This is a genomic window from Erythrobacteraceae bacterium WH01K (assembly GCA_027941995.1).
Lineage (GTDB): Bacteria > Pseudomonadota > Alphaproteobacteria > Sphingomonadales > Sphingomonadaceae > CAJXSN01.
On record CP115966.1, the window covers coordinates 392,776 to 407,422 of the forward strand.

The following is a 14,647-nucleotide window of genomic DNA, read 5'->3' on the forward strand; positions in this document are numbered from 1 at the left end:
CATGGCATGGGGTGACGCCATGACAGCTTCCTATCCCGCGACGCGCCTGCGGCGCACCCGAACCGCCGCCTGGAGCCGCGCGCTGCACCGCGAGACGGTGATGACCAGCGCCGACCTGATCTGGCCGCTCTTCGTACTCGAGGGGAAGGGGGCGGAAGAACCCGTCGCCAGCCTGCCCGGCGTGTCGCGCTGGTCGATCGACGGGATCGTGGCGCGAGCGAAGGAGGCCGTGGAGCTCGGCATTCCGGCCATCGCCCTGTTCCCCAACACGCCCGATGCGAAGCGCAGCGAGGACGGGGCAGAGGCCTACAACAGCGACAACCTGATGTGCCGGACCATCCGTGCCGTCCGCGATGCGGTGGGCGGCGATCTCGGCATCCTGACCGACGTCGCGCTCGACCCTTATACGACGCACGGGCAGGACGGGCTGCTGGATGCGCGCGGCTATGTCGTGAACGACGATACCGTCGCCGTCCTCGTCGACCAGGCGGTGGTGCAGGCGGAAGCAGGCGCGGACATCGTGGCCCCGTCCGACATGATGGACGGACGCGTCCACGCGATCCGCATGGCGCTGGAAATGGGCGGGCACCACAATGTGCAGGTCATGGCCTACTCCGCGAAATTCGCGAGCGCCTTCTACGGCCCGTTCCGCGACGCCGTGGGATCGGGCGACCGGCTGAAAGGCGACAAGAAAAGCTACCAGCTGGACCCCGCAAACGGCGACGAGGCCATGCGCGAGATCGCGTTCGACATTGCAGAGGGTGCGGATAGCGTGATGGTCAAGCCGGGGCTGGCCTATCTCGACGTCATCGCCCGAGCCCGCGCCCGGTTCGACGTGCCGATTTTCGCTTACCAGGTCAGCGGGGAATACGCCCTGATCGAGGCCGGTGTCGCAGCCGGAGTGGGCGAACGCGAGCCGCTGCTCATGGAAAAACTTATCGCTTTCAAGCGGGCCGGCTGCGCCGGGATCCTCACCTATCATGCCCCTCTAGCTGCGCGATTACTCAATGGCTGAAACCATGCATGCGGACACGGCCGCGCCGTTGGAGAATACGATTACGGGCAGCAGGCGCGGCGCCAATCCGCTGCTGTTCGCGGTGGCCATATTGTGCGGCAGTTTCCTGCTGTTCCTGGTCCAGCCCCTGATCGCGCGACTGGCCCTGCCGCTGCTGGGCGGCGCGCCCGCGGTCTGGAACAGCGCGATGCTGGTCTACCAGATGCTCCTGCTCGGCGGGTATCTCTACGCCCACCTGCTCTCGCGCCTGCCGCTCAGACGTCAGATCGTCATCCATATCGCGTTGCTCGCCTTGGCGGCAATTTTCCTGCCCGTCGGGCTCGCCGATCTGGAGCGGGCCGGGGCAGGCTGGGAAGTGCTCTGGGTGCCGGCACTGGTGCTGGCCAGCGTAGGGCCGCTCTTCGTCCTGATCTCGGCGCAGGCCCCGCTTCTGCAGGGCTGGTATGCGGCCGACCCGGACGCAGGCGATCCGTACTGGCTGTATGCGGCATCGAATATCGGCAGTTTCGCCGGCCTGCTCGCCTTTCCGCTGCTGTTGGAGCCGACGCTTACGACGACCGGGCAGTCGCTCGCCTGGTCGACCGGATACGGCGTGCTTGTCGCCATCATGGTGCTGGTCGGGTTCTGGCGCTGGAATACGGTCGGCGATCAGGCTGCGAACCGTCCGCCCGCAAGCGAAGAGGCGACTGCTGCGATAGCGCCTGCATCCACCGCACCGGGTTGGCGGACCATCGCGCACTGGCTGGCGCTGTCTGCCGTTCCCTCCGGCCTTTTGCTGTCGACCACCACGCATCTGTCGACCGATCTCGTGGCCATGCCTCTGCTGTGGGTCATACCGCTGGGCATCTATCTGTTCAGTTTCGTGCTGGCGTTCAATCCGGTCAGCCGCGCTGCCGCCTTCTTTGCGCGGATTGCCCCTATTGTCGTCCTGTTCCTCGGCGCGAAGGCGATGATGAGTTCGGGACAGGCCGACCTTGCCGATGCCATCGGGTCGATCGTGATGTTGCTCGTCGTCGCGGCGGCGCTGCATCGTCACCTGTTCGAATTGCGCCCCGATCCGGACCGCCTGACCCTGTTCTACCTCGTGATGAGCGCGGGCGGCGCGCTGGGCGGAATGTTCGCTGCGCTGGTCGCACCGGTGCTGTTCGACTGGGTGTGGGAGCATCCCCTGCTGATCCTCGCCGCAGCGGCCCTGCTGCCGCCCCGTGCGCTGGTGGCGTGGATGGACCGCAAGGGGTGGGAGGAAGCGCGCCAGCGCCGCATGCGCCTGCTGCTGGTGGCGGCCGCTGCTGCCCTTGGCGTGTGGCTCCAATGGTCCGTGCTGCGGTATCTTCCCTGGGTCACGCTCGGACTGACTGCCGCCATCACCGTACTCGGCGTCCTTGCGCTGGGCAAGAGGTGGTCGCTCGTCGCCGTACTCGCCATCCTGATGTTCTTCCGCGGCGGGTTCGAAAACATCGGCACGAGCGTCCAGAACCTGCGTGAGCGAAGCTATTTCGGCGTCTACACGATCGGCGACATTCCCGAGGCGAGCTTGCGCACGCTGAAGCACGGCACGACCATGCATGGAAGGCAGTTCACCGATGCCGGGCGGCGCCTGCAACCCACCGCCTATTACGGACCGACATCGGGGGCCGGACTGGCACTCTCCAATGCCGGCGCGTACTACGGCGACGATGCCAGCATCGGGGTCGTGGGCATGGGGGCGGGCACACTGCTGTGCTACCGCAAGCCCGGCCAGACGTGGAAGATGTACGAAATCGATCCGGTGGTAGTGGAATATTCCTTCAACGGCACGTTCACCTTCCACGAGGAATGCGCGCCGCAGTCCGAGATCGTGGTCGGCGATGCACGACTGGAACTGGCGCGGGAGCCTGAGGGCGCCTTCGACGTACTGGTCGTGGACGCCTTCAGTTCCGACGCGATTCCGATGCACTTGATGACCCGCGAAGCGATGCAGACCTATGCCGATACGCTGTCGCCGGACGGGCTGCTGGTCATCCATATTTCGAACCGTTTCATCGACCTCCGTCCGGTCCTGTCCGCCCATGCCCGCGATTTCGGCTGGTCGGCCATGCTGCGCTTCGACCAGGCGAATGGCGCGGACGCGATCGAGAACTCGGTCTGGCTGGTCCTTTCCCCTGATGCCGCGGCAGCAGACAAGCTGAGAAACGCGAATCCCGAAGCCGAGTGGCAGGACATGCCGGACCCGGCCACACGCAGCTGGACCGACGATTATGCATCGATCCTGCCCTACCTGATGTGGAGCAGCTTTACCGGCGACTGGCCATAGGGCCCGCCATGACGGGCTTCGAACACCGCACGCAGCGCCTGATATTGCGGGACTGGCAGGACGAAGACTGGGAGCCGTTCTGGCGCCACCTCAATACGCCCACAGTTTCCCGCTTCCTGGGCGGGGTGGCGGACGCAGCATACCGCACACGGACGCGGGAAAGGCTTCTGCGTTACAGCCGCGAATACGGGCACACGTTCTGGGTCGTCGAAAGGATCGACGACGGCGGACACCTGTCCGGCGAAATCCTCGGCTGGTGCGGTCTCAAAAGGTGCAACGAAACGAATGGCCCGGTCGGCGATTTCGAGGCCGGCTGGCGCCTCCGCGAGGATGCGTGGGGCAAGGGCTATGCGAGAGAGGCTGCTAGTGCGTCCATCGATCTTGCATTCCAGCAATTCGGCGCGCCTCATGTCATTGCATTGACCGTGGAGGGCAACAAACAGAGCTGGGGCCTGATGGAGAGGCTGGGCATGGAACGCCGCCCGGACATGGATTTCGCAGACAGCGCGTCATGGGCGAAAGGCGAAACGCTCATCGTCTACCGGATCGACCGGGAGCAATGGGCCGCGCGCGGCGCGGACAGGCTGCGGAGCAGGATGGATGGCTGACATCGTCGCCGAAACGAAGCGACTGGTCCTGCGCGGCGTTGCGGAAGGCGACGAGGCGGAACACGACCGGCTGCTGAACTCGGCCACCATCATGCGGCATATCGGCGGCGTGATGGAACCGCACGAGATCGAGGCACGCCATGCAAAAGCGATGGCGATGTATGCGCGCGAGGGCTTCAGCTTCCTGCTCGCGGTGGAGAAGGCGAGCGGCGAGATGGTCGGCTATTGCGGGATCAAGCGCGTCGAGAACCCGCTCGCCCCCAATACCGGCGACCACGAGATCGGGTGGAAGATCCGCGAGGATCGCTGGCAAAGGGGCTATGCCGAGGAAGCCATGCGCGCCGTCATCGAATGGGCGTTCACGCGCGTCGGCGCGCCGTATCTCGTGGCGCTGACCAGTCCGGCGAATACAGGCAGCTGGAAGCTGATGGAAAAACTGGGCATGGTCCGGCGGAGGGATCTCGACTTCCACGATCCGGCCTATCCGGCGCAAGACAACCCGACGATCCAGTATTCGCTCTCGAAAGAGCAATGGGAGAATTTGCAATGACCACGAACCGCCCGGGCGTGAACATCGTGCCGATCCACGGCAAGACCCCGCGCATCCACGACAGCGCCTTCATCGCCCCCGGCTGCACGATCATCGGGGATGTCGAGATCGGGGAAGACAGTTCGGTCTGGTACAATTGCGTGCTGCGCGCCGATGTCAGCCGGATCGTGATCGGCAAGCGGACGAACATCCAGGACGGCAGCGTGCTGCACTGCGATCCGGAGCGGCCGGGCGATCCGGACGGCTCGCCGTTGCTGATCGGGGACGATGTGCTGGTCGGCCACATGGTCATGGCGCATGGCTGCATCATCAAGGACCGCGGCTTCATGGGCCTGGGCTCCATCGCGATGAACAAGGCGGTGATTGCGAGCGATTCCATGCTCGCAGCCGGCGCCATGCTGACCGAAGGCAAGGTGATAGAGCCGCGTTCGCTCTGGGCAGGGCGTCCGGCCAAGCCGATGAAGGAACTGTCCGACGCTGCCATTGCCGGAATGAAGATGGGCACGGCGCACTATGCCCACAACGCGAAGGACCATGCGAAGGCGGTTGCCGACGCGCTGGGCGGGTGACGTCGCGGCGGCATGTGTTGCGCCGCGCTACTTGCTCGCTTGTCGCTCGTCGCTCGTCGCTCCCCGCGTCAGTCGCGCACCAGCGCCCTCAGCGCTTCGATGCGGTCGGCTTCGTGGGGCGGCTTGTCCCAGCGAATGCGGTGGATGCGGGGGAAGCGCATGGCGAGGCCGCTCTTGTGCCGCTTGCTCTCGTGTACGCTGTCGAATGCAACTTCGAACACCAGGCTCTTGTCGGTTTCGCGCACGGGGCCGAAGCGGTTCACGGTCTTGCTGCGGACATGCTTGTCGAGCTTCTTCAGCTCTGCATCGGTAAAGCCTGAATAGGCCTTGCCCACCGGCAGCAGCTCCGCGCCGGAATCGGGATCGCCGTCCCAGCATCCGAAGGTGTAGTCCGAGAAGAAGCTGGAGCGCTTGCCGCTGCCGCGCTGGGCATACATCAGCACGCAATCGACCAGCAGCGGGTCGCGTTTCCACTTGTACCACAGTCCGGTCTTGCGCCCGGCGATGTAGGGGCTGTCGCGCCGCTTCAGCATCAGGCCCTCGATCGCGTCGTCGCGGGTCCCTTCGCGGATCCCGGCGAGCGTGTCGAAATCGCCTGCCTCGACGATCTGGCTGATGTCGAAATGACTGTCCGGCAGGCGCGGCAGGAACGCCTCGAGCCGCTTGCGGCGATCCTTCCACGGCAGGTTGCGAACGTCGTCTCCTTCGATGGAAAGCGCATCGTAGAGCCGGACGAAGGCGGGGCTTTCGGTCAGCATCTTCTTGCTGACGGTCTTGCGGCCGAGGCGCTGTTGCAGCGCGTTGAAGCTGGCAGCGCCGCCAGCCTCTCCGCCTTGCACATTGCCGCGCACCAGCAATTCCCCGTCCAGAACGGCAGGGATATCCAGCGCGTCGACCATCTCGGGAAAGGTCGCGGAAATGTCGTCTCCGCTGCGCGAATAGACACGGGTTTCGCCGCCGGCATGGACCAATTGGACGCGGATGCCGTCCCATTTCCATTCCGCCGCATAGTCCGCCATGTCGACCCTCGTGTCCTCCAGCGGATGTGCCAGCATGAAGGGGCGGAAGGTTGGCACGTTGGTGATGTCGGGCGGCTCCGCACCGCCCGCTGCCCAGGCGAACAGCTCGCCATAGGGCGGCTGCAACCCGTGCCAGTACTCCTCGACATCCTCCACGCTGACATCGAAGGCTTGCGCGAACGCGACCTTGCCCAGCCGGCTGGAGACTCCGATCCGCATGGCACCCGTTGCCAGTTTCAGAAGGGCATAGCGGCCCGAAGGGTCGAGCCTGTCCAGCAGGGCGGGAAGCTGCGTGGTGACGCTCTTGCGCGTCATTTCCTCCAGCGCGGCGACCGTTTCGCTGACCGTCAGGGGCTCCGTGTCGGCAGCATCGCTTCCCATCTGCGCGGTTTCCCACAGCAGGCTGGCCGTTTCCGCCGTGTCGCCCACGAAATCGCGGCTGAGCGACCACAGGACCGGGTCTATCCGGTCCTTCATGATGTTGCGGATGGTCGAGGATTTCACCGCCGGGAAATCCAGCCCGTCGGTCAGCGCGGCGAGCGCCCAGCCGCGATCGGGGTCGGGCACGTCACGCAGATATTCCGCGATCAGTCGCAGTTTCTCGTTGCGGGACCGGGTAAAGACCAGTGCATCGATCAGGGCGGCAAACTCTTCCACCCTATTCATCCTCGTCCTCGCGGCCCACCAGGGCCAGGGCGCGGGCGCGGCGCTGGTGCAGCTGGTTCCAGCGCAGCAGCGCTTCTTCCCGGCCATGGGTAATCCACGTTTCCTGCGGATTCACCTCCTCGATCGTCCGGGTCAGCTCGTTCCAGTCGGCATGGTCCGAAATGACCAGAGGCAATTCGACATTGCGCTGCCGCGCGCGTTGCCGGACGCACATCCACCCGCTCGCCATGGCAGTAACCGGGTCGGGCAGGCGGCGGCTCCACCGATCGTTGAGGGCAGAGGGCGGGCTGACGACGATGTGACCGCGCATCTCGTCCTTCGGCGTATCCGCGACGAGGCGCAGTTCCCCCAGATCGACACCGTGTTCCTCATAAAGGCGGCACATCTTCTCCATCGCGCCGTGCAGGTAGATCGGCTTCCTATGTCCGGCACGGCGCAATTCGGCGATTACGCGCTGCGCCTTTCCCAGAGCGTAGGCACCGATCAGGACGCAGCGATCGGGATGGGCAGCCAGCCGGTCCAGCAGCTTTGCCATCTCGTCCTCGATCGGGGGATGGGTGAACAGCGGCAGGCCGAAGGTCGCCTCGGTAATCAGGATATCGCAAGGGGTTACTTCGAAAGGCGGGCAGGTCGGGTCGGCACGCCGTTTGTAATCGCCGGTGCAGATGATCCGCTCGCCTGCATGTTCGAGCAGGATCTGCGCGCTGCCAAGGACGTGGCCCGCCGGGATGTAGGTGGCATCAACCCCGCCGGGCAGGCGGATGGTCTCACCATATTCGACCGGTGTGGTGTCGCCACCATCCGGACCCTCTCCGGTCATGTATCGCAGTTTCATGATGGCGAGCGTTTCGGGCGTGGCAATCGTCGCCCCGTGTCCCCCGCGGGCGTGATCGGCGTGGCCATGGGTAACCAGCGCGCGCTCGACCGCGCGGCCCGGATCGACCCAGGCGTCGGCAGGCACGACATGGATGCCCCACGGTTCGGGCCTGATCCAGGAAAACGGGGCACTCATGCAAGGTTCAAGCAAAAGGGGCGCGAACCGTTCCCGAATTCGCGCCCCCTTGCTTGTCGTTTGGATGGATCAGCTGTCGCCGCCATCCGCCTTGTCCGCTGCATCGGCATCGGGCTTCTTGGGCGCGGCCTTTTTCGCAGCAGGCTTCTTCTTCGCGGCAGTCTTGCGCGTCGTCCGCTTGGCCTTGGGCGGGGCGGGGGTGAGTTCGAAGGCGGGCTTGCCGTCCCTGATGCTCACCTGCACCTCGCCGCCGTCGGCCAGCTTGCCGAACAGCAATTCCTCCGCCAGCGGCTGCTTGATCTTTTCCTGCAGCAGGCGGCCCATCGGGCGCGCGCCGTAGAGGCGATCGTAGCCCTTGTCGCCCAGCCATTCGCGCGCATCGGCGTCGAACTGGATGTCGACATTCTGTTCCGCCAGCTGGAGCTCCAGTTGCAGGATGAACTTGTCGACGACGCGGGCAATCGTGTCCTTGCCGAGATAACCGAACGGCACGATCGCATCGAGACGGTTGCGAAATTCCGGCGTGAACATGCGCTTCACCGCTTCCTCGCTCGCGTCTTCCTTGCTCACGTCGCCGAAACCGATGCCCTGGCGCGCCATGTCGGCGGCGCCGGCATTGGTGGTCATGATCAGCACGACATTGCGGAAATCGACCGTTTTGCCGTGATGGTCGGTCAGGCGCCCGTTATCCATCACCTGCAGCAGGATGTTGAAGAGGTCGGGATGCGCCTTCTCGATCTCGTCGAGCAGCAGCACGCAATGCGGGTTCTGGTCGACGGCATCGGTCAGCAGGCCGCCCTGGTCGTAACCAACATAGCCCGGAGGCGCGCCGATCAGGCGGCTGACCGAGTGGCGCTCCATGTATTCCGACATGTCGAAACGCTTGAGCTCGATGCCCATGATGCTGGCGAGCTGGCGGGCGACCTCGGTCTTGCCGACGCCGGTAGGGCCGCTGAACAGGAAGCTGCCGATGGGCTTGTCCGGATCGCGCAGGCCCGCGCGGCTGAGTTTCATTGCGGTCGACAGCTTCTTCACCGCCGCGTCCTGGCCGAAGACGACGTGCTTCAGGTCGCGCTCGAGATTTTCCAGCGCCTTCTTGTCGTCCTTGCTGACGGATTTGGGGGGGATGCGCGCCATCGTCGCGATGACCTGCTCGATCTCGCGCGCGGTAATCTTCTTCTTGCGGCGGCTGGGGGCGACCAGCATCTGCATCGCACCCACTTCGTCGACCACGTCGATCGCCTTGTCGGGCAGTTTGCGGTCGTTGATGTAGCGCGCCGACAGCTCGACCGCGGTTTTCAGCGCGTCGGCCGTATACTTGACCTTGTGGTGCTCCTCGAAGGCGCTTTTCAGACCCTGCAGGATCTTCACCGTATCCTCGATCGTCGGCTCGTTCACGTCGATCTTCTGGAACCGGCGCAGCAGGGCGCGGTCCTTCTCGAAGTGATTGCGGAATTCCTTGTAGGTTGTCGAACCGATGCAGCGAATGGTCCCGCCGCTAAGCGCAGGCTTCAGCAGGTTGGACGCGTCCATCGCCCCGCCGCTGGTCGCGCCGGCGCCGATGACCGTGTGAATCTCGTCGATGAACAGGATCGCCTCGGGCATCTTCTCCAGTTCGGAGACGACCTGCTTCAGCCGTTCCTCGAAATCGCCGCGATAGCGCGTGCCGGCCAGCAGCGCGCCCATGTCGAGCGAGTAGATGACAGCATCTTCCAGGACTTCGGGCACGTCCTTCTCGACGATCTTGCGTGCCAGCCCTTCGGCGATGGCGGTCTTTCCGACGCCCGGATCACCGACATAAAGCGGGTTGTTCTTGGACCGGCGGCACAGGATCTGGACCGTGCGGTCGACTTCGGGCCCGCGGCCGATCAGCGGATCGACCTTCCCGGCCTCCGCCTTGGCATTGAGGTTGACGGTGAACTGGTCGAGCGCGGTTTCCTTCTTGCCCTTGCCGTCGCCCTTCTCGTCCGCCTCGGTATCTTCCGCACCGTTGACCGGACGGGAATCGACCTGCTTGCCGCCCTTGCCGATGCCGTGGCTGATGAAGCTGACCGCATCCAGCCGGCTCATGTCCTGCTGTTGCAGGAAATAGACCGCATAGGAATCGCGTTCGGAAAACAGCGCGACCAGCACGTTGGCGCCGGTCACCGTGTCCTTCGCCGCGGACTGGACGTGCAGGATCGCGCGCTGGATCACGCGCTGAAACCCCGCCGTGGGCTGTGGATCGGCCCCGTCTTCCGTCTGCAGCGACTGGTATTCCTGGTCGAGATAGGTCTGAACGACATCGCCCAGTTCGCCCATGTCGACCCCGCAGGCATTCATTACCTCTGCCGCGTCGTCGTCCCCGACCAGGGCAAGGAGCAGGTGTTCCAGCGTCGCATATTCATGCCGGCGTTCCGACGCGAAGGCGAGGGCGTTGTGGAGGGTCTTTTCGAGGTTTGCGGCAAAACTGGGCATGGGGGAAAATGAACCTTCGTGGTTAACGGGGCGTTACTCGCAGCTGGCGGTCAGGCGCTCGCCTGGACGGAATGCGGCGCCCCTCTTGGGGGTATGACAGGAATATGGGGGCGGGCGGACGAGAGTCCAGCGCGGCCCGAATGCCGTGTTCGCGCACGGGCCCGGCGAAGGGCATGCGGGTGAAAATTCCCGCCGCGCCTGTCACGTACCGGATTTCGGACTGAACAGGGCGTCGGCCGCGGCGCGATGCTTGTCCGCCCGGCTGCGGTGCTGTTCTACCCGGGCGATTTCGAGCTGCAGGAGGCGGATACGCTGCGACAATTCGTCCTGCGAATAAGGGCCGAGGTCCTCGCCGGCGAGTTTGCCGGCAGCATCGCCGCGCGGGCGGGGCAGGTCATCATCTTCCATCGGCGCCTCCACCTGTTCCGGCGACGGGTTTCGCCTGCATCGCGGCTTGCTGTCAATGGGGTTGCGCCCTAGGGCTGCCCGCGAGAGACCGGAATGCACCGGGCACAAGGGGGGACGAAGGGTTTGACCATTCCGGACACGATGCGCGCGGCAGGCTTTGCCGAACCGGGCGGCCCCGAGGTTCTGTGTGTGCAGACGGTGGACGTGCCAGGCTGCGGTCCGCAGGACGTCCTGATCCGCGTGGCCCATGCAGGGGTCAACCGGCCCGACTGCATCCAGCGCGCCGGACATTATCCGGCCCCTCCCGGCGCATCGCCGATCCTGGGACTGGAAGTGGCGGGCGAGATCGTTGCCATCGGCGATGACGTCACGCAGTGGTCGGTCGGCGACCGGGTTGCCGCACTGACGCCAGGCGGCGGATATGCGGAATATTGCATCGCCCCTGCCGGACATTGCCTCGCCGTACCGAACGATCTTCCGCTGGCCGAGGCGGCGGCTCTCCCGGAAACGATGTTCACCGTGTGGCACAACGTCTTCCAGCGCGGCTGTGCGAAGCCGGGCGAGACGATGCTGGTTCACGGCGGGACCAGCGGGATCGGGACCATGGCCATCATGCTGGCCAAGGCTTTCGGAATGACGTCGATCGTCACCTGCGGCAGTGACGACAAGTGCGAAGCAGCGCTGGAAGTCGGCGCGGATCATGCCATCAATTACAAGACGGCCGATTTCGTCGAGGAGGTGAAGCGTGTCACCGGGGGCGAAGGGGCCGACATCGTGCTCGACATGGTGTCGGGCGATTACGTACCGCGCAACCTGCAATGCCTGCGCGAAGGCGGGCGGCATGTGACCATCGCCGTTCTGGGCGGTGCCAAGACGTCACTCAACATGGCCTATCTGATGAGCCGGCGACTGGTGATGACCGGATCGACGCTGCGCCCGCGCTCCGACCGTTTCAAGACTGCGCTGTGCGCCGAAATTGCGGAGCATGCCTGGCCGCTGGTCGCCGATGGCACGATACTCCCCGTGATGGATCGCAGCTTCCCGCTGGACGACGCGGCGGGGGCGCACGAGCGCATGGAAGCGGGCGATCACATCGGCAAGATCGTGCTGGATATCGGCGCGGGCTGACACCGTCCTGCAACAAAAGAAGCGGCGCTGTCACCAAACTGTGAATCGCCTGTCACAATCGCAAGGCATGGACTGGACTCGTTCCGACAGGTTGCCCGGCCCGGGCCCTGCTGAAACGACAGGAGCGTCCCATGCTCGATACGTTGCAAGCGCCGTCGTCTTCGTCCTTCACCGCGATCGGTGACTGGATCCATCATCCCCCGGCAAAACCCGCCATTCCCGAACCAGAGGGCGAGAAGCGCCGCCGGTTCCGCACGATCTGGATCAGCGATGTCCATCTGGGCACTAAGGGGTGCAATGCCGACCTGCTGATCGATTTCCTCGACCGCACCGACAGCGACACCATGTATCTCGTCGGCGACATCATCGACGGCTGGCGGCTGAAGAAGAAGATCTTCTGGCCGCCGGAGCATAACGACATCGTCTGGCGCATCCTGAAGCGTGCCAAGCGCGGCACGCGTATCGTCTACATTCCCGGCAATCACGACGAAATGATCCGGCCCTTCGCGGGCATGAATTTCGGCGGGGTGGAAATCGCCCGCGCCGCGTTTCACGACACTGCCGACGGGCGCAGGCTGATGGTCCTGCATGGCGACGAGTTCGACACGGTCATGCTGGCCCATCGCTGGCTCGCCTTCGTGGGCGATGCGCTTTACCACATTATGATGAAGATAAACGGCTGGGTGGCTCTGGTCCGCAAGCGGCTGGGCCTGCCCTACTGGTCGATTTCCAAGGCGGCGAAGCACAAGGTCAAGAACGCCGTCGAATTCATCTCGAAATACGAGGAAGTCGTCGCGCGCGCGGCGGGCGAGCGCGGGGTCGACGGCGTCGTGTGCGGCCATATCCATACGGCCGAGCACCGGATGTTCGACCATGAAGGGCGCAGCGTCGAATACTGGAACGACGGCGACTGGGTCGAAGGCTGCAACGCACTGGTCGAGCACGAGGATGGCCGGATGGAAATCCTCCACTGGGCGGACGAGGTTGCCCGGCGCGAGGCGGAAGAGAGCGAGAGCGCAGTTTCCGAACGGGCCGCTGCATGAACGCGCTCGCCGACCAGATGGACCTGCCCGCCGCGATCCGTTCGGGAAAGCATTCCGGCAGCCTGCCCGCGCGCATCGCAATCGTGACCGATGCCTGGCATCCGCAGGTCAATGGCGTGGTGCGCACGCTGTCCACGACCGCCGCGCATCTTCGGAATCGTGGATGCGACGTCACGATCCTGTCGCCCGATGGCCACCGGTCCATCCCGTGCCCGACCTATCCAGAGATACGGCTGGCCATTACCCTGCCGGGAGCAACCGGGCGGGCGCTGGCCAGCCTCGCGCCGGATGCGATCCACATCGCGACCGAGGGACCGCTGGGCCTTGCCGCGCGGGCCTATTGCGTGCGGCGGAACATTCCCTTCACCACCGCCTACCACACGCAGTTCCCCGATTACCTGGCGCGGCGCACGAACCTGCCGGCGAGCATGTTCTGGCCCTTCATCCGCTGGTTCCATCGCCCGTCGCAGGCGATCATGGTGGCCACGCCGACGATCCGGCGGGAATTGCGGGACCAGGGACTCGGCCATCTTCATCACTGGAGCCGCGGCGTGGACCTCGAGTGCTTTTCGCCCGATGCGCCGCCGCCGCCGGAATATGCGGAACTGCCCGGACCCATCCTGCTCTATGTCGGGCGAGTCGCGGTAGAGAAGAATATCGAGGCGTTTCTCGGCATGGACTTTCCCGGCAGCAAGGTCGTGGTCGGCGACGGCCCCGCACTCGGGTCGCTGCAAGCTCGCTACCCGGAAACACATTTCCTTGGCCGCCGTTCGGGCCGGGAGCTTGCCGGATGTTATGCCGGGGCCGACGTCTTCGTCTTCCCCAGCAGGACCGATACGTTCGGCCTCGTCATGATCGAATCGCTGGCCTGCGGAACACCGGTTGCCGCCTTCCCCGTCGCCGGCCCGGCAGACATTATCGAGGATGCCGTCGGGGCCCTGTCGGAAGATCTGCGCCGTGCCGCGGCCGCAGCGCTGCTGTGCGACAGGGCGGACTGCGCCGCGTTCGGCGCGCGGTACAGCTGGAGCGCGGCAACCGACCAGTTCGTCAGCGGGCTGAGCCTGATGGACCGTGCCGCCTTGCCCTGAGCCGCGCAAACGCTTACATGGGGCAGCAAGCGGCCGCTCCGAAAGGGGCGGCCCTTCTATTTTGTCAAGGATATCCTCATGGCCGACCAACCCACTCCGCTGATGCCCCATGCGACCGCCACCTGGCTGATCGACAATACCGGGCTGGCCTTCGAACAGATCGCGGAATTCTGCGGTCTGCACATTCTCGAAGTGCAGGCGATGGCCGACGATCTTGCGGGCAGCAAATATACCGGCCGCGATCCCGTCCACTCGGGCGAACTTACGCACGAGGAGATCGAGAAGGGCGAGAAGGACAGTTCCTATTCGCTGGTCATGCAGAAGGCCCCGGTCGAGGTGAAGCGCACCAAGGGTCCGCGCTACACCCCCGTGTCGAAGCGCCAGGACAAGCCGGACGGCATCGCCTGGATCCTGCGCAGCCACCCCGAGATTTCGGACGCCCAGATCGGCAAGCTGATCGGCACCACCCGCAACACGATCGGCGCGATTCGCGACCGCACGCACTGGAACATCCAGAACATCCAGGCGAAGGACCCGGTGACGCTGGGCCTGTGTTCGCAGCGCGAGCTTGATGCCGTGGTGGCCAAGGCCGCCAAGAAGGCCGGGCTCGAAGGGGATGCCGCCGCAGTGGCCGCCGGCGACACCAATGACCGCGACAAGCTGATCGAGGAATTGCGGGCCGAGCGTACCGCCAACGAGAAAGCTGCTGCCGAAGCCGCGCAGGAGGCCGAAGCTGCCGAGTGGCTGGCCAACAAGCGCGCCGAAGAAGGCACGGAAGAAGCGTGATTTTT

The 14,647-nt window shown here is 65.0% G+C and carries 13 protein-coding genes; 9 read left to right on the forward strand and 4 right to left on the reverse strand.

The features are described from left to right. The first annotated feature begins 19 nt into the window (after nucleotides 1–19). The 5 genes from hemB to PF049_02070 are packed head-to-tail and all read left to right on the forward strand — an operon-like array spanning nucleotide 20 to nucleotide 5,035. Complete coding sequence (gene hemB / locus PF049_02050) at nucleotides 20–1,015, forward strand: porphobilinogen synthase (protein ID WBY16973.1); 996 nt, start codon at nucleotides 20–22, stop codon at nucleotides 1,013–1,015. Then, complete coding sequence (locus PF049_02055) at nucleotides 1,008–3,308, forward strand: fused MFS/spermidine synthase (protein WBY16974.1); 2,301 nt, start codon at nucleotides 1,008–1,010, stop codon at nucleotides 3,306–3,308. Before hemB ends, PF049_02055 begins: the two co-directional genes overlap by 8 nt. An 8-nt stretch (nucleotides 3,309–3,316) precedes the next feature. Further along, nucleotides 3,317–3,916 (forward strand): GNAT family N-acetyltransferase, encoded by a 600-nt coding sequence (locus PF049_02060; GenBank protein WBY16975.1) that lies wholly within the window; start codon nucleotides 3,317–3,319, stop codon nucleotides 3,914–3,916. Beyond that, nucleotides 3,909–4,466: a GNAT family N-acetyltransferase gene (locus tag PF049_02065; GenBank protein ID WBY16976.1), complete on the forward strand. Its 558-nt coding sequence runs from the start codon at nucleotides 3,909–3,911 to the stop codon at nucleotides 4,464–4,466. Before PF049_02060 ends, PF049_02065 begins: the two co-directional genes overlap by 8 nt. Continuing rightward, the gene (locus PF049_02070; protein ID WBY16977.1) at nucleotides 4,463–5,035 is read left to right on the forward strand and encodes a gamma carbonic anhydrase family protein; all 573 of its coding nucleotides are present in this window, start codon (nucleotides 4,463–4,465) and stop codon (nucleotides 5,033–5,035) included. The genes PF049_02065 and PF049_02070 overlap by 4 nt, the downstream gene beginning before the upstream one ends. 68 nt (nucleotides 5,036–5,103) lie before the next feature. On the opposite strand, the gene PF049_02075 is transcribed toward PF049_02070, so the two are convergent. From PF049_02075 to PF049_02090, 4 genes are all read right to left on the reverse strand, one after another. Next, nucleotides 5,104–6,711: a cisplatin damage response ATP-dependent DNA ligase gene (locus PF049_02075; protein ID WBY16978.1), complete on the reverse strand. Its 1,608-nt coding sequence runs from the start codon at nucleotides 6,709–6,711 to the stop codon at nucleotides 5,104–5,106. A gap of 1 nt (nucleotide 6,712) precedes the next feature. Beyond that, nucleotides 6,713–7,732 carry a ligase-associated DNA damage response exonuclease gene (locus PF049_02080; protein ID WBY16979.1) on the reverse strand — a complete coding sequence of 340 codons (1,020 nt, stop codon included), beginning with the start codon at nucleotides 7,730–7,732 and terminating at the stop codon, nucleotides 6,713–6,715. 69 nt (nucleotides 7,733–7,801) lie between these two features. Then, on the reverse strand, nucleotides 7,802–10,189 hold the full coding sequence (gene clpA, locus PF049_02085) for an ATP-dependent Clp protease ATP-binding subunit ClpA (protein ID WBY16980.1): 2,388 nt from the start codon (nucleotides 10,187–10,189) through the stop codon (nucleotides 7,802–7,804). A gap of 201 nt (nucleotides 10,190–10,390) precedes the next feature. Beyond that, the gene (locus PF049_02090) at nucleotides 10,391–10,597 is read right to left on the reverse strand and encodes a DUF1192 domain-containing protein (protein WBY16981.1); all 207 of its coding nucleotides are present in this window, start codon (nucleotides 10,595–10,597) and stop codon (nucleotides 10,391–10,393) included. 141 nt (nucleotides 10,598–10,738) lie between these two features. Here PF049_02090 and PF049_02095 point away from each other — a divergent pair, with 141 nt between their 5' ends. From PF049_02095 to PF049_02110, 4 genes are all read left to right on the forward strand, one after another. Continuing rightward, the gene (locus PF049_02095) at nucleotides 10,739–11,725 is read left to right on the forward strand and encodes an NAD(P)H-quinone oxidoreductase (protein ID WBY17956.1); all 987 of its coding nucleotides are present in this window, start codon (nucleotides 10,739–10,741) and stop codon (nucleotides 11,723–11,725) included. A 131-nt stretch (nucleotides 11,726–11,856) separates the two neighbouring features. Continuing rightward, nucleotides 11,857–12,768 carry a UDP-2,3-diacylglucosamine diphosphatase gene (locus PF049_02100; GenBank protein WBY16982.1) on the forward strand — a complete coding sequence of 304 codons (912 nt, stop codon included), beginning with the start codon at nucleotides 11,857–11,859 and terminating at the stop codon, nucleotides 12,766–12,768. 17 nt (nucleotides 12,769–12,785) lie between these two features. Beyond that, nucleotides 12,786–13,856 carry a glycosyltransferase family 1 protein gene (locus PF049_02105; GenBank protein WBY17957.1) on the forward strand — a complete coding sequence of 357 codons (1,071 nt, stop codon included), beginning with the start codon at nucleotides 12,786–12,788 and terminating at the stop codon, nucleotides 13,854–13,856. Between the two features lie 78 nt (nucleotides 13,857–13,934). Then, entirely contained in the window at nucleotides 13,935–14,642 is a 708-nt protein-coding gene (locus PF049_02110) for a DUF1013 domain-containing protein (GenBank protein ID WBY16983.1), read from the forward strand. Nucleotides 14,643–14,647 lie beyond the last annotated feature (5 nt).